This window comes from Microlunatus soli (assembly GCF_900105385.1).
Classification (GTDB): Bacteria; Actinomycetota; Actinomycetes; order Propionibacteriales; family Propionibacteriaceae; genus Microlunatus; species Microlunatus soli.
In genome coordinates, this window is the sequence record NZ_LT629772.1 from 1,307,829 (window position 1) to 1,324,728 (window position 16,900).

Here is a 16,900-nt window from a genome sequence, read left to right on the forward strand (position 1 = left end):
ACGATCATGGTCGCCGACACACGTCCCGTCAACCGTAGGCCGGGCCGGCGACCGATCAGGCGGCGGCGCGGTCGCCGGTCGGTCGACGGCGTCGCGCAAGATCGGTCAACGACGACGGCGGTGAGGAGACGTACGGATCGAACAGGTTCGTCCCGGGCGCGACGATCTCGTCGATCCGGTCCAGCGCTGCGTCGTCCAGGGTCAGGGTGGCCCCGGCCAGCAGATCGGTCAGCTGTTCCATCGTTCGCGGCCCGATGATCGCCGAGGTCACGGCGGGATGGGCCACGGTGAAGGCGATGGCGAGCTGCGGGAGGGTGCAGCCGATGTCGTCGGCCAACACGACCAGTTGCTCCACGGCATCCAGCTTGGCGACGTTCCCCGGCGTCATCGGATCGAACAACTCCGGCCTGATGGTGGCGCGGCCGACGGAGACGTCGGCAGCTCGATCCTTGCGGTACTTGCCGGTGAGGAATCCGAAGCCGAGCGGACTCCAGACCAGCACGCCCATCCCGTAGCGGTGACAGACCGGCAGCACCGCGGACTCGATGCCGCGGGCCAGGATCGAGTAGGGCGGCTGCTCGGTGCGGAACCGCCCCAGCGCTCGCCGCTCCGAGACCGTGTGGGACTCGACGATCTCCTCGACCGGGTACGAGGAGCAGCCGAACGCGCGGATCTTTCCCTGCTGGACAAGGTCGCTGAGCACCGACAACGTCTCCTCGATGTCGGTGGAATCGTCGGGTCGATGGATCTGATACAGGTCGAGCCAGTCGGTCCGCAGCCGGCGCAGACTGTCCTCGACCGCTCGGATGATCCAGCGCCGAGACGCACCACCCCGGTTCGGCCCCTCACCCATCGAGAAACGCACCTTGCTGGCCAGCACGACGTCGTCGCGCCGCCCCTGCAGGGCCCGTCCGACGATCTCCTCGGTCTCGCCCTGGCCGTACATGTCGGCGGTGTCGACGAAGTTGATCCCCCGATCGAGCGCCGCGCGGATGATCCGCACGCAATCGTCATGGTCGGGATTGCCGACCGCCTGGAACATCATGGTGCCGAGGCAGTGGACACTGACGTCCATCCCGGTCCTGCCGAGAGTTCGATAGCGCATGGGTCGCACAGTAGGAACTAGAGCCGACTCTAGGTCAAGCCCCGACGCCGCTCCTGTCCTGTCGCGCGCCGCTAAGGTGATCGACATGGCTGAGGTCAGGACCGATCTGAGCATCGGGCAGGTCGCCGAACGCACCGGCCTGAGCGTTCACACGTTGCGTTTCTACGAAGCCGAAGGTCTCTTCGTCACCCCGGTCCGACGGACGTCCAGCGGTCACCGCGTCTACAGCGAGGACGATGTGGACTGGCTCACCGTCTGCACCATCCTGAGAGGCTCCGGTATGCCGCTGCCCGCGTTACGCCGCTACACAGCTCTGGTCCGGGAGGGCGCCGGCAACGAGAAGGAACGCCTCACCCTGCTCCGCGAGCACCAGGCCGACGTCACCGCCCAGATCGGCAGGCTCGGTGAATGCCTGGATCTGATCTCGTTCAAGGTCGCGGTCTATCAGGACCTCCTGGACAGCGGAGAGTCCGCTCGGGAGTGTCACGGTCCGCCTGCTGCGCTGACGTCGCAGGCCCACGGTGCGCCGAGTTGATCATGAAGCGTCGCGGGCCTGCACCATCAACGCGATCGCCTCGTCCAGATCATCGGTGACGGTCACGATGTCCAGATCGGGCGGCGAGATCTTGCCGTCGGCCAGTACGGTCTCCCGCAGCCAGTCGACCAGGCCGGACCAGTACGAGGTGCCGACCAGCACGATCGGGAAGCGGGTGATCTTGCCGGTCTGCACCAACGTGATCGCCTCGAACAACTCGTCGAAGGTGCCGAAGCCGCCGGGCAGCACGATGAAGCCCTGGCTGTACTTGACGAACATCGTCTTGCGGGCGAAGAAGTAGCGGAAGTTGATCCCGATGTCGACCCACGAGTTGAGACCCTGTTCGAAGGGCAGTTCGATGTTCAGTCCGACGCTGACCCCGCCGGCCTGGCAGGCCCCCTTGTTGGCCGCCTCCATCGCCCCGGGTCCGCCGCCGGTGATCACGGCGAAGCCGGCCTCGACCAGCCGGCCGCCGATCTCCTCACCCAGTGCGTAGGCGGGATCGTCGACCTTGGTACGCGCGGAGCCGAAGACCGCGATCGCCGGCCCGAGCTCGGCCAGCGCCCCGAAACCTTCGACGAATTCGGATTGGATCCGCAGCACCCGCCACGGGTCGCCGTGCACCCAGTCGGCCGGGCCCCGCTCATCCAGCAATCGCTGGTCGGCGGTCTCCCGTTCGACCTGGGACCGGCGCTGCAACAGCGGTCCCTTGTACTTGGAACTGACGACCCCATCCTCGGAACGGACGGCCTCGTCCTGGGAATGGACGGCTCCGCCTTGGGAACTGACGGCATCGCTCTCGGCACTCTTGTGATCCACGCCCCCAGTGAAGCAGCCCACCCCGAACGGGCCCGCTGCGGACCGGAGATCAGTACCTGCACTGAGGACGGACCCCCCGGCGATTCCTAGGCTTGAGGGTCGAACACCGACCACCCCAATCGGGGCGGCCTGATCGTCAGGAGGCCACCCGTGTTCATCCAGATCCTGCAGGGCACGTGCACCAAACCCGATGAGCTCCACGCGCTGGCAGATCGCTGGCGCCGTGAACTCAGCGCCGGCGCCACCGGCTGGCTCGGCGGCACCTACGGCTTCACCGACGATGATCAGTTCGTCGGTGTGGTCCGCTTCGATTCCCAGGAGTCGGCGATGGCCAACTCCCGACGCCCCGAGCAGACGGCGTGGGCCGAGGAATTCGCCGCCTGCATGGACGGACCGATCGAGTACCACGACTGCACCGATGTCACGTTGATGATGGACGGCGGCTCCGACGACGCCGGTTTCGTGCAGGTGATCCGCGGCCGGCTGGAGGATCCGAGTGCGATCAAGGCGATGTTCGCCGACACCTCCGAGTTGCACCGGATGCGCCCGGAGATCATCGGCGCGACGCTGGCCATCGAGGACGACGGCACCTTCACCGAGACCGTCGCCTTCACCGACGAGGCCCAGGCCCGCAAGGGCGAGCAACTGCCACCACCGGACGAGGTCCGCACCCTCCTGGAACCGATGATGGCCCACGCCACCTTCTACGACCTGCACCACCCCTGGTTCGAATCCGCCTCCCGCTGACCCTGCACCCGCGCGATATATCAAGGTTGCGCACGTTCCCGCACCGCTGGAACGTGCGTAACCTCGACGCCAGGCGCCGCGTTCAGCGGCGTGGCCGGTAGGTGATGGTGGCGAGCAGGCCGAGCAGCCAGCCGACCACGTACCAGGCGGTGAGTCGGAACGGGAAGACCGGCCCGCCGTATTCGGTCAGGAACAGCGGCGCGATCGCCAGGGCGGCCAGGACCGTGATGACGATGCTGACCACCCGAGCCGAGCGGGCACCGGACCGGGTCAGCCCGAGGGTGACCAGCCAGCCGGCCACGCCGAGCCCGGCCAGGCTGTAGAGGTAGATGTAGAGCGGCGTCGGCTGGGCGTAGGCGCCGACCGGGTCGTACAGCGCATGCAGATGGTCGACCAGACCGTGCAGTGCGACCTGGTCCAGCACCGCGTAGCCCAGTCCGGCGACGGTGATCACCAGACCGGCGATCAACGCACCGCTGGTGAGAGCGGAGACCGAGGCGGCCGTCGACCGCTCGGGACGGGCGGATTCGAGCAGTTGATTCATCACAGACCTTCCGTTTGGTACTTGGCGTACCAAGTTGGTACATGACGTACCGTAAGGCCCGTGGCAGGCAGTTTGGAACCCCGGGTACCAAAACCGGGGAGAACCCCGACGGCACGACCGCGTCGACCCCGGCTCGCCCAGGACGAGACCCGCAGACGAGTACTGGAGACCGCGATCGCCGATGCGATGGCCGGCGGGCTGACGGTCGGCCTCGATCACCTCAGTTTCGAGGATGCGATCCGCGATGCCGACGTCTCCAGGACGGCCGCCTACCGCTGCTGGCCGCACAAGGACGCCTTCCTGGCCGACCTCGCCGTCGCCCTGGCCGAACAGGCGATCCCGGCGACGCCGACCCGGGCCGCCCATGGCACCGCGATGATCCGAGCCATCGTCACCGAGCACGCCGACGAGCTGGCCACCCCCGAAGGGCGAGCAGCGGTCCTGGATCGGGTCGTCCGGCAGACCGCCGCCGACGACTTCGACCTGGACCGCGCCGAGGTGACCCGGTGGCAGACCTACCTGGCCGTCGTGATGTCCCTGCAGACCATGCCGGCCGGGCCGTTACGTGATCGGGTCGCAGAAGCGGTCAGCAACGCCGACGACCGACTGCTCGCCCGATTGGAACGCAGCTATCAGCGGATCGCCGAGTTCTTCGGTTTCCGCGCCGTGACCGATTACGGGACACTGGCCGGGATCGGCGTGGCGGTGATGCGCGGGCTGGTGATCGGTGATCTTGCCCGGCCGGCGACTCCGGGACAGGATCTCTCCGCTACCGCCTTCGCTGCACTGATCGGTGCGAACATCGAGCCATCCGACACCGCGCACTGGGATCAGGAAACGATCGACGCCAAGCTCGCCGAGCTCGCGGTCGACAACATCTTCATCGACACCGACGCGCCGTCCTGAACAGTGTCGACACCCTGCAAATTCTGGCAACACCTACCGGCACAGACGCCCGAGCAGCCATCATCGACTGAGTCCGAACGGCATAACGCTCCGGACCCAACAACGACGATCACAGGAGACGCATGACGGCGCAGAACGTACGACTCGGAATCATCGGCCTCGGAACCCAGGGCGGCACCTACACCCGCTTCCTCGCCGAGGGCCGAGTCGAAGGGATGACTCTGGGCGCCATCTGTGACATCGATCCGGCGAAGAAGGAGGTCGCGGCGGCCAAGCACCCCGACACCCCCTTCCACGACGACTACATCGCCATGCTGGAGTCCGGCGACGTGGACGCCGTCGTCACCACCGTGCCGCACTACCTGCACCCAGAGATGACGATCACCGCGATCGGCAAGGGGATCCACACCCTGACCGAGAAGCCGGCCGGCGTCTACATCAAGCAGGTCGAGGAGATGAACGCCTTCGCCGCCGCGCATCCCGAGACCACGTTCGCGATCATGTTCAACCAGCGCACCAATCCGGTCTACACCGATCTCAAGGCGCTGATCGACTCCGGCGAACTCGGCGCGCTGCGGCACACCTCGTGGATCATCACCACCTGGTGGCGACCGCAGCCCTACTACGACCAATCCGCCTGGCGCGCGACCTGGGGCGGCGAGGGCGGCGGCGTCCTGGTCAACCAGGCACCGCACCAGCTCGATCTGTGGCAGTGGCTGTGCGGGACACCGAAGTCGGTCTTCGCCAAGCTCGCCTTCGGCTTCCGCCGCGACATCGCGACCGAGGACGAGGTGAACGCACTGGTCGACTTCGGTAACGGTGCGACCGGCCACTTCCTCACCTCGACCAACGACCTGGTCGGCACCGACCGCCTGGAGATCCTGTTCGACAAGGGAAAGGTCGTCGTTGACGGCTCCAAGAAGGTGACCATCACCCGGCTCACCCAGGACGAACGCAGCCTCAGCGACAACCTGTCCGTCGCCGACGTCGGACGGTTGTTCAAGGGCGAGATGAACACCGACGACCTGTACGCCACCGAGGTCAAGGAGTACGAGTCGGTCTGGGGCAAGCAGCACATCGACGTGCTGACCAACTTCGCCGCCCACATCAATGACGGTACGGAGTTGATCGCCGACGGCGCCGAAGGCATCAACGGCGTACGGCTCGCCTCCGGCATGCAGCTGTCGGCCTGGACCGGCCGCGAGATCGATCTTGTCGACTACCCGACCGAGGAATACCTCACCGAGCTGAACAAGCGGATCGTCGACGAAGGCACGTTCCCCACCCGCTCCTGAACCGCCGAGCGCCGGGGCGTACGGCAGACTGATCGGATGGACGACCTGCAGATCCCGCCGGGGCCCGGCGCCCCGCGGGGTCTCCGGGTGCCCGCCGGCGAACTGAGCGAACGGTTCTCGCACGCGTCGGGCCCGGGCGGCCAGGGTGTCAACACGACCGACTCCCGGGTGCAGCTCAGCCTCGACCTCGCCACCACCAGCGCCCTGAACTCCCTGCAACGCGAACGCGCCCTGGCCCGGCTGGCCGACCGGGTCGCCGGCACCGTATTGACGATCGACGCCGCAGAACACCGATCACAGCGACGCAACCGGACCGCGGCCCGACAACGGATGGCCGGCCTGCTGCGAGCCGCCGTCGCTCCTCCGGTCCCCCGCCACCCGACCCGGCCGACGCACGGCTCACGCCTTCGTCGACTGGAAGCCAAGCGTCGGCGGGCGGAGGTCAAGCGCAATCGGTCGCGCCCACCGACGCCATGAGGTATCCGGATCGACCGGGAACGGGTCGATCGTGCACCGGACTCAGGTCACCCGAGCGGAGTCAGCGACCGTACCGTCGACGGAACCGCTCGACGCGGCCCTCGGTGTCGACGACTCTGCCCTGGCCCGTCCAGAACGGGTGGCTGGCACTCGACACGTCGACATCGACCACCGGGTAGCCAATTCCGTCGATCGAGACCGTCGGATGATCGGCGGCAAGCCTGCCGACGATGGTGGACCGGGTCAGCAGCTGGGACTCTCCGGATCGATCCCGGAAGACGACCGGACCGTACTCCGGATGGATGTTCCGTTTCATGATCATCTCCTGTCCGGACGGCCCGAGGCGGACCAACCGACTCGCGGCCATCTATTGATACTCATTCTCATTTGCATCATCGTACACGCTTACACTCTCCCGGCACCGGACCGCAGCTGAGAACGGGCCATCGATCAGGCTCTGCCTGTCCGACCCTTCGGATGCGAGCGAGCAGCCGCGTGCCGCGCGACACCGCAAGAAAGGGCTCACCTAGAATCGCCAGATGTCTACCTCCGACCAGCCCGCAGTGATCAACAACTCGCACCCGGTCAGCAGCGAACGGGCCCGCTACTGGTTGGATCGTTGGGATCGGCAGCAGGAGTACTACATGCCCGATCGCGAAGATCGTTTTGCTGCGATCGGTGACCTGTTGGAGATCTGCCTGTCCCGGCCCGATGCCCTGGTGGTCGACCTCGGCGTCGGTCCCGGCTCGCTGGCACACCGCCTGATCACCCGCTTCGATCGGATCGACGTCGTCGGTGTCGACGCCGACCCGCTGCTGCTGGAGCTGGCCGACGCGGCCTACGGATCGTCGCGATTCCGTACGGTCCGAGCCGACCTGCGCCGACCCGACTGGTTCGCCGCACTCGGCCTCGATCGCGCTCCGGACGCATTCGTGAGCACCACGGCGCTGCATTGGATCAACAAGGAGCCGTTGCGGGAGCTGCTGGCCGAGTGCGGGAAGGTGATCGCGCCGGGCGGCGTGTTCATCGACGCCGATCACCTGTACGAGGGTGACGCGGCCCCGCGGATCGACGAGGCGCTGCGGAAGGTCACCGCCGATCGACTGGCCCGGATCCGCCCGATCGACGCCGAGGACTGGGGCGACTGGTGGAAGGCAGTCGAAGCCGAGCCCGAGTTGGCGGCGGCGGTTGCCGCCCGGGACGGCGGCTTCGACCACACGATCACCGATCGCCCCACGGTCGGCGACTATCTACAGTTCCTCCGTGACGGCGGATTCACCGAGGCAGGCATCGCCTGGCAGATCGGCGACGACCGGATCCTGCTCGGCCTCGCCGATGCCGACACCCGCTGAGCGGACTGCCGAACAGAGCTGGCCGGTTCAGCCCTCCCGGATCGTCATCTTCGCAAGCTTGCCGTCCGTCACATCGAAGACGAACTTCGACCGGCCGTTGGCGTGCTGGGAGCGCCAGTCTCCCAGCACGGTGATCACTGCACCGGCAACCTCGGCCACCTCCACGGCCAGGGTGCCGCGAGCCCCGATGAACTCCGTGTCACTCCAGTCCTTGATCGCCGCGCGACCGGTGAACGTACGCCCCCAGTCATCGACCGATCCGTCATCGGTGAAGGCATCGAGGAAGGCCTCCTCGTCATGACGATTGACGGCGTCGATGAAGGACGCCACGGGTTCGGGAATCTGCTGATCGGTCATCTCGACACTCCTTCTCATCGGGTGGTGTAGCCGCCGTTGGCGAAGATCGTCTGCCCGGTGATCCACCAGCCGTCGGAGGCCAGGAACCGGACGATCGGAGCGATGTCCTCGATTTTGGTCAGCTGGTTGCCCATCGCCTGCGACTTGTGGAACTCGACCCGCTCAGGGGTCTCCTGACCGTAGAAGAACGGCGTGTCCATCGGCCCCGGCGCGACCGCGGTGACCGAGATTCCACGCTCGGAGAATTCCTTGGCAGCGGCACGGGTGAAGTGTTCGACCGGGCTCTTGCCGCCGGCATAGGTGGAGTAGCCGTCGGTGAAGGCGGCCAGCAGTGCGGTGACGATGGTGATGATCTTGCCGCCGTCGGCGAGCTGCTTGCCTGCTTCCCGGATGAAGAAGTAGGCCGACTTCGCGTTGATGTCGAACATCGAGTCGTACTCCTCCTCGGTGGTCTCCAGGATCGGCTTGCGGAGCACCTTGCCGACGGTGTTCACCGCGACGTCGATCGTCCCGACCGCTGCCTCGGCATCGGCGAACAACCGGGTTACGTTCGCCGGCACCGTCAGATCACCTTGCAGCACGGCGCCCTTGACACCGGCCGCTTCGACGGCGGCGAGCGTCTGCTCGGCGTCGGTGCGGGACGAGTCGGAGTTGAAGTGGATCACGACATTGGCTCCCGCTTCGGCAGCCTGTCGCGCGATCAGCCCGCCGAGGTTCTTCGCGCCGCCGGCGATCAGGACGTTCTTGCCGTCCAGCGTGTGGGTGGTCATGCAACTACCTCCATGTCAACGGTATGCAGCGCCATATCAACGCTACACGCGCTACTGTAGCAGCATGACAGAGCGAGCAGGAAGCGCTACACGGGAGCGGCTGATTGCTGCTGCGGCGGACCTGATCGCCGCCTCGCCGGGCGAAGAGGTGTCGCTCCGAGCGGTCTGCGATGCCGTCGGGGTGAAGATGCCGACGCTGTATCACTTCTTCGGCTCCAAGCAGGGCCTGCTCGACGCGGTCGTCGACCACGGCTTCGACCTCTATCTCGGCGAGAAGGCGGCGACCGAATCCTCCGGAGATCCGATCCAGGACATCCGTGCCGGCTGGGACGCACACGTTGCCTTCGGCCTGAGCAATCCCGGCTTCTACACCCTGATGTACGGCAAGGTCCGCCCGGGACACTCCCCTGCAGCACAGGCGAGGCCCAGTGAGATCCTCCGTGGCCTGACCGGCCGGGCTGCCGAGCAGGGCCGCCTCGCGGTGCCGCCGGACCAGGCAGCCGCCCACGTGCTGGTCACCAACATCGGCGTCACGCTGCGCCAGATCGTGCTGGCCGAGCCCGATCCCGAGCTGTCCCGAGCCGTACGGGAGGGGGTGATCGCGGCGATCACCGCGACCGGTGGCGGACAATCCGAACCGCTGGCTGCAGCGATCGAGATCGCCGCAGCGCATCCGGAAACCCTGGGCCGCACCCAGACGCAGTTGTTGATCGAATGGCTCGCCACGCTCAACAGTGCGCGGACACACTGAACTGGACTCACGTCGACTCACGGCTGGGCGTCGAATCCTACGGTCGGGTCAGGGCTCGCCCTTTCGCCACCGGGATGCCCGACGCTCGGGACGGTCTGTCGACAGCAGGCAGAGAATCGTCACTCGTCATCGAGATCGAGTCGCGGCGCGTTCAGATCGGCTCCTCCGTCACGGCGCCAGCAGTCGGGCGCAGTGATGTCACGGCCATTAACTTAACTAGTTAATATAGTGGCATGGACCTCGCTTTCGAACTGCACGATCTGGTCCGCACACTCGATCGGCAGGCCGACCGGCTGCTGCGGCGGCACCAGCTGAGTTACAACCGCTACGTCACGCTGGTGATCACTGCCGAGCATCCAGACATCACCGGCCGCGATCTCGCCCGGGCCGTCGGTGTCAGCGAACCGGGGATGAGCAAGATCGTCCGGCAACTGCTGGAGGCCGGTCTGATCGACGACGGTTCGGGTGTCGGCACCGGCAACATCCGCCGACTGCGGGTCACCCGAACCGGGCGCCGTCGCCTCGACACCGCCGGCCGCGACCTCGGCGACGCCCTGGATCGGGTCGCCCGCCGGCTCGGTATCGACCCCGACGCCCTGGCGCGCACCGCCCGCGCGCTCCATGACGAGCTCAGAAACGACGAACCACCCACCAGCACGGAGCACTGTTCATGATCATCACCCTGGCCGCTGGCCTCACCGCCCTGCTTGTCGTCGCTCGGTTGGTGATCTTCGTCGCGCTGCACTTCGCACGCAGCGACTACAACGTCGTGGAACATGCCGTCAGCGACTACCACGTCGGCCGCACCCGGCGGCTCGCCACCGCGATGACCTGGCTGACCGCCGCTTCCTGGGCGACCCTCGCCGTCTGCGTCGCCGCCGGCTTCCCGGGCGCAGCCGATCGAGGATCGATGCTGGCCCAGCTGATCGCCCTGGTGGTGATCTTCGTCGTCCTGCCATTCCTGCCGACCGACGTCGAGGGCAGCAGACGGACCGTGATCGGGATCCTGCACTACCTGGCCGCGATCGCCTGGTTCGCCCTCGCCTACAGTCTGACCGGCAACTTCACCCGGCTGATCACTCATCCGACCGGTTTGGCAACGACCCTCGGGATCCTGCACTGGATCGCGCTAGTCTCACTGATCGCGTTGATCGTCGCGCTGCTGCTCAAGCCGCTGCGCCGGTTCGCCTTCGGCATCGCCGAGCGGATCTTCCTGTTGACCATCGGTGTGTTCTACGCGATCACCGCGATCGCGATCGCGGTGCGCTGACCCGGCTCACCCCCGTGAGCACCCGACGGCATTCAACGCGCTCACCGCGACCACTCGCTGCCCCGGCCCGACACACGGTCGGTGGCGTCGTGAAGAATGTCCGGGTGGCGAACGATCGGCGAGCCCTGGGAATCGGCTGGAGCACGGCGGAGGCTCGGCTGACCTGGGCCGACGAGACGTCCGGTCCACTCCCGCTCGGAGCCGACCTGTGGCTGACCGTCGGTGCCGATCGCCGCTGTGTCGGCTTCTGGCGCCGCGATCGACACATTCCGTGCCCTACTCAAAGCGAGCTGCCGGCGTCCGCTCGCGGCGCTGCCTGCCCGGAGTGCCAGACCTTGGACCGGCAGGATTCCGTGGCCGCTGACACCCGGCTGGACGATCCGCGGGAGTTCTCGGTCTATCTGGCCCACCACGGGACCAAGATCAAGATCGGGATCACCGCCCGGCAACGCGGCCGGATCCGGTTACTGGAGCAGGGGGCGCTGGCGTCCATGATCATTTCCACCGGCACTCTGCTCGCCGCCCGTCGGACCGAGCATCTGGTGAGCACCGCCCTCGGTTACCCGGACCGGATCGGTTCCGCGATCAAGTACGCGGCTCGGACCCGGCCCGGAGCCTCCTCGGACCGGGCCCGCGAATTGCTGGCGGCAGCCGGCCGGGCGGATGCGTTGGACTGGCCCGAGGGGCAGAACCGGGTCGCCGATCCGGAGATCGTCGACCACTGTGCGACGTACGGACTGCCGGACTCCGGTGTACACCCGCGTACGGCGATGCTCCCGCTCGTGCCCGGTGCGGTCGTCGGCGGCCGCCTCGACTGCGCGATCGGGACCGAGCTCTATCTCGACACCGATCGCGGCCTCACCATGATCAACTCCCGGTTGCTCGCCGGTTGGCCCCTGGATCCGGCACCGCCCGGCGCCGTCTTTTCGGCACCGACCCGGGCGGTCGATCCGACTCCACCGCAGGACACCCAGGACGCCTTGTTCTGATCAGTGGTCGGCCCCGGCGGATCCTCGAGCACCGGCACACTGCCGGCAGTGGCCGGACCAGCCGCTCCGGTGCCACCGCCACGAGCAGCCGTGACGGGCCGTGTCAAGCTTGCCCCATGGTTCGCTACAGGACTCCCCAGATCGTCCTGTTCACCCGCGACATCGATCGCTCGACGGCCTTCTATCGTGCCATCGGCTTCGACGAGGTGTTCCGGACGCCGACGGAGGGCACACCGATCCACGTCGACCTCGCCCTCGACGGATATCGCCTCGGGCTCGCGTCGGAGGCCAGCACACGCGACGACCACGGACTTGACCCCGTCGCGAACGGTCAACGCGCCGCGGTGATCCTCTGGACCGACGACGTCCCCGCGGGATACGCACGGCTCATCGAACTCGGTGCAGCGCCGGTCAAGCCGCCGTCACCGTGGCTCGAGCGTCTCCTGATCGCCTGGGTCGAAGATCCCGACGGGCACCTGATTCAGGTCGTACAGACCGTCTCCTGACGCCGGCCCCGCTTGCCCCGGGCCGGCAGCTTCGCGGGTACAAGCGTCGGAGGCGGCGAGTTTCGAACTCGACCGCAGGGCGCAGCGGCTCAACGAGCCGAAGGGCAAGGTCCAGCCACTTCCACGCCGGAGAGGGAGTGCCATGCCCACGCTCGAAACCTCCAAGAAGCAGCCGAAACTGCTCGTCTGCTGGCGCCGCGACGGGAGCCACCCGATCGACGGAGGCATCCGTCACTTCACGGCCTATCGGGGACGTTGTCCGACTCCGAAGCTTTCGCGCCGAGGTTCCCGCTCGCCGGTTGAGGCTCGGCGTCGGCCGCCGAGCGCGCCGACACGGCATGATGGTGCCGGATGGAGGACCCGATGGAAGCTCACCTCGATGTTGCTTACCCCTTCACAGGAACCTGGCGTGTGCAGAACAGCCCGGCTGATCGGGTGCCGAGCCATGGCACGGCCGCGCTCGCCTCATCGCACGCCATCGACTTTGTTCCGGTGACAGCCGACGGCAAGAGCGCACCGATCCGTCTCGCGTCACTCCTCCGTACAGAACCGCCCGATCGGTTCCCCGGTTACGGTCGCCCGATCCTTGCTCCGGTGGACGGCATCGTCGTCGCGACGAGCGACGACGCAACCGATCATGACGCCTACCGCGGCGTCCCCTCGATCGGCTACGCCCTGACGCAACAGCAGCGGCTGGCCGGTGGGTGGCCGAATCTTGCCGGCAATCATCTCCTCATCGAGAGCGACGGGGTCGTCATCGCTCTCTGCCATCTCCAGCGGTCGAGCCTGCGGGTCACACCCGGCGAGCGGGTACGCACCGGCGCCCCGATCGCACGCTGCGGAAACTCGGGCAACAGCACCGAACCCCACGTCCACGTCCAGGCGATCGACCGCGTCGACGTCGAGCAGGCCCGAGCCGTTCCGCTGTCGTTCCGGGGCGTGCTCCCCCACAACGGAGACGTCCTCGACGTTCCCGAGTAGCCGCGCCGCCGTCCACCACGAAACAGCGCCGCTCGATCGCATCAGAGCGGTCGTCGACAGCCCCGAGGCATTGCGATTCCTCGATGCCTCAGGAGTAGCCAGGCCGAGGTCGAGAACCCGATGCAGACCCTGTCAGCGGGCGCATTCGCACACCGCGTACTCGGTCAGACAGCCGGGAGCCTCCCACATCGGTGACTGGAACCGGTTCCGCGCCACCAATCAGTCGGGGCCGTCGCCAAGCCGATGCCCGCTACACCACGGAGGGACAGGGCGGCGAGCAACCAATCGACTCCCGACGGCACAGTCGTTCGGGTGTCCCGGTCGTTGCGACCGCTAGACGTTGAACCTGAACTCGACCACGTCGCCGTCCTGCATGACGTAGTCCTTGCCCTCCATCCGAACCTTGCCCTTGTTGCGGGCTTCCAGCATGGTGCCGGCTGCGACCAGGTCGTCGTAGGAGACGATCTCGGCCTTGATGAAGCCCTTCTGGAAGTCGGTGTGGATGACACCGGCGGCCTCCGGAGCGGTCGCACCCTTGGGGATCGTCCACGCCCGGGCCTCCTTGGGCCCGGCGGTCAGGTAGGTCTGCAGCCCGAGGGTTTCGAAACCGACCCGGGCCAGCACGTCCAGACCGGGCTCGTCGATGCCCATGTCGGCCAGGAACTCCGCGGCCTCCTCGGGCTCCATCTCGGCCAGCTCGGCTTCGATCTTGGCATCGGCGAAGATCGCTTCGGCCGGCGCGACCAGCTTGCGCAGCTCCTCGCGGGTGGCCTCGTCGGTCTCGTCGGTACTGGTGTTGAAGACGTACAAGAACGGCTTGGCGGTCAGCAGGAACAGCTCCCGCAGCGGCTCACGGTCAAGCCCGGCCTGGAAGACACCCCTGCCCTCCTCCAGCACCTGCTGGGCCTCCTTGACCGCGGCGACCACGGCCTGCTTGTCCTTGGCGAAGCGGGCCTCCTTCTCCAACCGGGGCAGGGCTTTCTCGATGGTCTGCAGGTCGGCCAAGATCAACTCGGTGGAGATGGTCTCGATGTCGCCGGCCGGGTTGATCTTGCCGTCGACGTGGGTCACGTCGGCGTCCTCGAAGACCCGAGTCACCTGGCAGATCGCGTCGGCCTCCCGGATGTGGGACAGGAACGCGTTCCCCATCCCTTCGCCGGTGCTGGCGCCGCGGACGATGCCGGCGATGTCGACGAAGCTCACGGTTGCCGGCATCACCCGCTCGGAGGAGTACAGCCCGGCCAGCACGTTCAGCCGAGGGTCGGGGACTCCGACCACACCGACGTTGGGCTCGATGGTGGCGAACGGATAGTTCGCGGCCAGCACGTTGTTGCGGGTCAGGGCGTTGAAGAGCGTCGACTTGCCCGCGTTGGGCAGACCGACGATTCCGATGGTGAGGGCCATTCAGCAGACTTCCGGGTGAGGTGGTATCGCGACCGCCAACCCTACTCCGGCTTGCCGTCGGCGCGAACCGCGATCGGCGACACTGGTGTCGTGGACATCATCGGCGAGTCCTTCACGTCGTACGGGCTCGGGCATCGGCTGATGCTGATCCTGACCGCCGTCGGCATCGTCGCGCTGATCCCGTTCGGTCGGCGGCTCCGGGGCAGCGTCGCGGAGACCCGGATCAGCCGGGCCTTCGGCGTCGCGTTGCTGACGATCTCGACGATCAACCTGGCGATCGGGTTGTGGCCGGCCAATTTCGTGCTGGCGCTGTCGCTGCCACTGCACTTCTCCGACGCGCTCCGTTTCATCGCCGGCTATGCACTGCTGACCCGGCGTCCGTGGGCGGTGGCGATCACCTACTACTGGGGGCTGACGCTCAATCCGCAGGCCCTGCTGACGCCGACACTGACCTACAACCTGGCTCCGTGGTACGACTTCACCGTCTACTGGGCTCAGCACATCGGTGTGATGTGGGCGGCGGTCTGGCTGACCTGGGGGCTTGGCCTGTCGCCGACTTGGCGGGACTACCGGCGGAGCATGATCATCACCGTCGGCTGGGCCGCACTCGCGTTCACCGTGAACGTGGTCGCCCGCACCGACTACGGTTTCCTGAACGGCAAGCCGAGCGGCGGTTCGGCGCTGGACCTGCTCGGGCCGTGGCCGTGGTACCTGGCCTCCGAGGCAGCAGCCATGATCATCATCTGGGCGTTGATCACCTGGCCGTGGGCGGTGCTCAGCCGGCGAGGAACGCCCGCATCGCCGCCGTGATCGCCGCCGAGTCCTGGACGCCGGCCATCTCCCGGGCCGAGTGCATCGACAGCAACGGGACCCCGACGTCGACGGTGGTGATGCCGAGTCGGGTCGCGGTGATCGGCCCGATCGTCGAGCCACACGGTACGGCGTTGTTCGACACGAAGTCCTGGCTGGTCACCCCCGCCGTCCCGCAGGCCTGCCGCCAGGCGGCGATGCCGTTGGCGTCGGTGGCGTAGCGCTGGACGGCGTTGATCTTGAGCAGCGGGCCACCGTTCAACACCGGCCGGTGCTGCGGGTCGTGATGACCGGGATAGTTGGGATGGACAGCGTGACCGGTGTCGGCCGACAGGCAGATCGATCCCGCCAACGCGCGAAGGTGATCTTGGCCGGCGGCTCCCAGCGCCAGCCCGATCCGCTGCAGCACGCTCTCCAGGATCGGCCCGGCGGCACCGGAGGAGGTCGCGCTGCCCACTTCCTCATGATCAAAGGCGACCAACAGCGGGATGTGCGGCCCGGTCTCGGCATCCTGCAGAGCCCGCAGGCCGGCGTGCACGCTGCTCAGGTTGTCCAACCGTCCCGAGGCGAAGAACTCGTCGTCCACTCCGAAGACCGCCGGCTCGGCGACGTCGTAGGCCGTGATGTCGAATCCCAGAAGTTGATCATGACCTGCACCGGCCAGCGACGCCAGCTGATCAAGGATGGAACGGTCGGGCCGGCCGACTCCCCAGACCGGCGTGGTGTGCTGCTGCCGATCAAGCTTCACCCCGACGTCGTTCACCGACCGGTCCAGATGCGGAGCGAGCTGCGGGATCCGCATCATCGGCCCGGTCTTGATCAACTCGATCCGGGTCGCCGAACCGTCGGCGATCACCACCCGGCCGGCAAGACCGAGTTCACGATCCAGCCAGGAGTTGAGCAGCGGGCCGCCGTAGATCTCGACGCCGACCTGCTGCCAGCCGTCCGCGGTCCGGATGTCCGGTCGGGGCTTGAGCTTGAAGGTCGGCGAGTCGGTGTGCGAGCCGATGATCCGGAAGCCGGTGCCCGGGCCGGCGGTATCGGGAATCCGCCAGGCCACCAGACTGCCGTCCCGGATCACGAAGTAGCCGCCCGGCGTCAGCTCCCAGGTCTCGGTCTCGTCCAGTTCGCGGAAACCGGCGACGGTCAGCCTGCGGGCCCCCTCGGCTACGGCGTGGTACGGGGTCGGCGAGGCCACGACATAGGCGGCGAGATCGTCGATGTGCTGACGCGCGATGGTCTGGTCGACAGGCATGGCAGCCATCCAACAACACCGGCCGGG

Annotated in this window: 21 protein-coding genes; 13 read left to right on the forward strand and 8 right to left on the reverse strand. The window is 67.2% G+C overall.

The genetic code is table 11. The features are described 5' to 3' along the window. Positions 1-55 precede the first annotated feature (55 nt). Positions 56-1,105 (reverse strand): aldo/keto reductase, encoded by a 1,050-nt coding sequence (locus BLU38_RS06105; RefSeq protein ID WP_091521456.1) that lies wholly within the window; start codon positions 1,103-1,105, stop codon positions 56-58. A gap of 85 nt (positions 1,106-1,190) precedes the next feature. On the opposite strand from BLU38_RS06105, the gene BLU38_RS06110 reads away from it, so the two are divergent. Then, entirely contained in the window at positions 1,191-1,640 is a 450-nt protein-coding gene (locus BLU38_RS06110) for a MerR family transcriptional regulator (RefSeq protein ID WP_091521460.1), read from the forward strand. On the opposite strand, the gene BLU38_RS06115 is transcribed toward BLU38_RS06110, so the two are convergent. Beyond that, positions 1,641-2,342 carry an LOG family protein gene (locus BLU38_RS06115; RefSeq protein WP_231920375.1) on the reverse strand — a complete coding sequence of 234 codons (702 nt, stop codon included), beginning with the start codon at positions 2,340-2,342 and terminating at the stop codon, positions 1,641-1,643. A 267-nt stretch (positions 2,343-2,609) separates the two neighbouring features. Between BLU38_RS06115 and BLU38_RS06120 the strand changes: the two genes are divergently transcribed. Continuing rightward, positions 2,610-3,206, forward strand: a complete 597-nt coding sequence (locus tag BLU38_RS06120; protein WP_091521467.1) for a hypothetical protein — start codon at positions 2,610-2,612, stop codon at positions 3,204-3,206. Positions 3,207-3,288: 82 nt separating this feature from the next. Here BLU38_RS06120 and BLU38_RS06125 read toward each other — a convergent pair whose 3' ends face one another. Beyond that, entirely contained in the window at positions 3,289-3,750 is a 462-nt protein-coding gene (locus BLU38_RS06125; RefSeq protein WP_091521471.1) for a hypothetical protein, read from the reverse strand. 60 nt (positions 3,751-3,810) lie between these two features. On the opposite strand from BLU38_RS06125, the gene BLU38_RS06130 reads away from it, so the two are divergent. The 3 genes from BLU38_RS06130 to arfB all read left to right on the forward strand — a co-directional run bounded on the left by BLU38_RS06130 (position 3,811) and on the right by arfB (position 6,428). Beyond that, entirely contained in the window at positions 3,811-4,656 is an 846-nt protein-coding gene (locus BLU38_RS06130; RefSeq protein ID WP_157683241.1) for a TetR/AcrR family transcriptional regulator, read from the forward strand. Positions 4,657-4,778: 122 nt separating this feature from the next. Continuing rightward, positions 4,779-5,951 (forward strand): Gfo/Idh/MocA family protein, encoded by a 1,173-nt coding sequence (locus tag BLU38_RS06135; protein ID WP_091521478.1) that lies wholly within the window; start codon positions 4,779-4,781, stop codon positions 5,949-5,951. 36 nt (positions 5,952-5,987) lie between these two features. Next, on the forward strand, positions 5,988-6,428 hold the full coding sequence (arfB, locus tag BLU38_RS06140; RefSeq protein WP_091521481.1) for an alternative ribosome rescue aminoacyl-tRNA hydrolase ArfB: 441 nt from the start codon (positions 5,988-5,990) through the stop codon (positions 6,426-6,428). 61 nt (positions 6,429-6,489) lie between these two features. Here arfB and BLU38_RS06145 read toward each other — a convergent pair whose 3' ends face one another. Next, complete coding sequence (locus BLU38_RS06145; RefSeq protein WP_091532012.1) at positions 6,490-6,744, reverse strand: type B 50S ribosomal protein L31; 255 nt, start codon at positions 6,742-6,744, stop codon at positions 6,490-6,492. A gap of 223 nt (positions 6,745-6,967) precedes the next feature. On the opposite strand from BLU38_RS06145, the gene BLU38_RS06150 reads away from it, so the two are divergent. Next, positions 6,968-7,780: a class I SAM-dependent methyltransferase gene (locus BLU38_RS06150; protein WP_091521484.1), complete on the forward strand. Its 813-nt coding sequence runs from the start codon at positions 6,968-6,970 to the stop codon at positions 7,778-7,780. Between the two features lie 27 nt (positions 7,781-7,807). Here the strand turns inward: BLU38_RS06150 and BLU38_RS06155 are convergent, their stop codons facing one another. After that, on the reverse strand, positions 7,808-8,137 hold the full coding sequence (locus BLU38_RS06155) for a nuclear transport factor 2 family protein (protein ID WP_091521490.1): 330 nt from the start codon (positions 8,135-8,137) through the stop codon (positions 7,808-7,810). A 14-nt stretch (positions 8,138-8,151) separates the two neighbouring features. Further along, a complete protein-coding gene (locus BLU38_RS06160) occupies positions 8,152-8,907 on the reverse strand; it encodes an SDR family oxidoreductase (protein ID WP_091521493.1) in 756 nt (251 codons plus the stop codon). Between the two features lie 64 nt (positions 8,908-8,971). Between BLU38_RS06160 and BLU38_RS06165 the strand changes: the two genes are divergently transcribed. The 6 genes from BLU38_RS06165 to BLU38_RS31995 all read left to right on the forward strand — a co-directional run bounded on the left by BLU38_RS06165 (position 8,972) and on the right by BLU38_RS31995 (position 13,404). Beyond that, positions 8,972-9,658 carry a TetR/AcrR family transcriptional regulator gene (locus tag BLU38_RS06165; RefSeq protein WP_091521497.1) on the forward strand — a complete coding sequence of 229 codons (687 nt, stop codon included), beginning with the start codon at positions 8,972-8,974 and terminating at the stop codon, positions 9,656-9,658. A 233-nt stretch (positions 9,659-9,891) separates the two neighbouring features. Then, positions 9,892-10,332 carry a MarR family winged helix-turn-helix transcriptional regulator gene (locus BLU38_RS06170; RefSeq protein WP_091521500.1) on the forward strand — a complete coding sequence of 147 codons (441 nt, stop codon included), beginning with the start codon at positions 9,892-9,894 and terminating at the stop codon, positions 10,330-10,332. Continuing rightward, on the forward strand, positions 10,329-10,928 hold the full coding sequence (locus BLU38_RS06175) for a DUF998 domain-containing protein (RefSeq protein ID WP_172836082.1): 600 nt from the start codon (positions 10,329-10,331) through the stop codon (positions 10,926-10,928). Before BLU38_RS06170 ends, BLU38_RS06175 begins: the two co-directional genes overlap by 4 nt. Positions 10,929-11,032: 104 nt before the next feature. After that, entirely contained in the window at positions 11,033-11,917 is an 885-nt protein-coding gene (locus BLU38_RS06180; protein ID WP_231920195.1) for a DUF2797 domain-containing protein, read from the forward strand. A 116-nt stretch (positions 11,918-12,033) separates the two neighbouring features. Next, on the forward strand, positions 12,034-12,423 hold the full coding sequence (locus tag BLU38_RS06185) for a VOC family protein (RefSeq protein WP_091521513.1): 390 nt from the start codon (positions 12,034-12,036) through the stop codon (positions 12,421-12,423). A gap of 363 nt (positions 12,424-12,786) precedes the next feature. Continuing rightward, complete coding sequence (locus tag BLU38_RS31995) at positions 12,787-13,404, forward strand: M23 family metallopeptidase (RefSeq protein WP_091532016.1); 618 nt, start codon at positions 12,787-12,789, stop codon at positions 13,402-13,404. A gap of 333 nt (positions 13,405-13,737) precedes the next feature. Here the strand turns inward: BLU38_RS31995 and ychF are convergent, their stop codons facing one another. Beyond that, positions 13,738-14,808 carry a redox-regulated ATPase YchF gene (ychF, locus tag BLU38_RS06195; protein ID WP_091521517.1) on the reverse strand — a complete coding sequence of 357 codons (1,071 nt, stop codon included), beginning with the start codon at positions 14,806-14,808 and terminating at the stop codon, positions 13,738-13,740. Between the two features lie 90 nt (positions 14,809-14,898). On the opposite strand from ychF, the gene BLU38_RS06200 reads away from it, so the two are divergent. Then, positions 14,899-15,618, forward strand: coding sequence for a YwaF family protein (locus BLU38_RS06200; protein WP_197680015.1), 720 nt, complete (start codon positions 14,899-14,901; stop codon positions 15,616-15,618). Here the strand turns inward: BLU38_RS06200 and BLU38_RS06205 are convergent. Beyond that, on the reverse strand, positions 15,584-16,882 hold the full coding sequence (locus BLU38_RS06205; RefSeq protein WP_197680016.1) for a M18 family aminopeptidase: 1,299 nt from the start codon (positions 16,880-16,882) through the stop codon (positions 15,584-15,586). The two genes, BLU38_RS06200 and BLU38_RS06205, sit on opposite strands and share 35 nt — an antisense overlap. Positions 16,883-16,900 lie beyond the last annotated feature (18 nt).

Excerpts from the sequence above, each read along its gene's own strand:
- BLU38_RS06145 (WP_091532012.1), bottom strand. The coding sequence starts at position 6,744 with ATGAAACGGAACATCCATCCGGAGTACGGTCCGGTCGTCTTCCGGGAT.
- ychF (WP_091521517.1), bottom strand. The coding sequence starts at position 14,808 with ATGGCCCTCACCATCGGAATCGTCGGTCTGCCCAACGCGGGCAAGTCG.
- arfB (WP_091521481.1), top strand. The coding sequence starts at position 5,988 with ATGGACGACCTGCAGATCCCGCCGGGGCCCGGCGCCCCGCGGGGTCTC.
- BLU38_RS06175 (WP_172836082.1), top strand. The coding sequence starts at position 10,329 with ATGATCATCACCCTGGCCGCTGGCCTCACCGCCCTGCTTGTCGTCGCT.
- BLU38_RS06205 (WP_197680016.1), bottom strand. The coding sequence starts at position 16,882 with ATGGCTGCCATGCCTGTCGACCAGACCATCGCGCGTCAGCACATCGAC.
- BLU38_RS06125 (WP_091521471.1), bottom strand. The coding sequence starts at position 3,750 with ATGAATCAACTGCTCGAATCCGCCCGTCCCGAGCGGTCGACGGCCGCC.
- BLU38_RS06170 (WP_091521500.1), top strand. The coding sequence starts at position 9,892 with ATGGACCTCGCTTTCGAACTGCACGATCTGGTCCGCACACTCGATCGG.
- BLU38_RS06185 (WP_091521513.1), top strand. The coding sequence starts at position 12,034 with ATGGTTCGCTACAGGACTCCCCAGATCGTCCTGTTCACCCGCGACATC.
- BLU38_RS06150 (WP_091521484.1), top strand. The coding sequence starts at position 6,968 with ATGTCTACCTCCGACCAGCCCGCAGTGATCAACAACTCGCACCCGGTC.
- BLU38_RS06135 (WP_091521478.1), top strand. The coding sequence starts at position 4,779 with ATGACGGCGCAGAACGTACGACTCGGAATCATCGGCCTCGGAACCCAG.
- BLU38_RS06155 (WP_091521490.1), bottom strand. The coding sequence starts at position 8,137 with ATGACCGATCAGCAGATTCCCGAACCCGTGGCGTCCTTCATCGACGCC.
- BLU38_RS31995 (WP_091532016.1), top strand. The coding sequence starts at position 12,787 with ATGGAAGCTCACCTCGATGTTGCTTACCCCTTCACAGGAACCTGGCGT.
- BLU38_RS06110 (WP_091521460.1), top strand. The coding sequence starts at position 1,191 with ATGGCTGAGGTCAGGACCGATCTGAGCATCGGGCAGGTCGCCGAACGC.
- BLU38_RS06160 (WP_091521493.1), bottom strand. The coding sequence starts at position 8,907 with ATGACCACCCACACGCTGGACGGCAAGAACGTCCTGATCGCCGGCGGC.
- BLU38_RS06165 (WP_091521497.1), top strand. The coding sequence starts at position 8,972 with ATGACAGAGCGAGCAGGAAGCGCTACACGGGAGCGGCTGATTGCTGCT.
- BLU38_RS06105 (WP_091521456.1), bottom strand. The coding sequence starts at position 1,105 with ATGCGCTATCGAACTCTCGGCAGGACCGGGATGGACGTCAGTGTCCAC.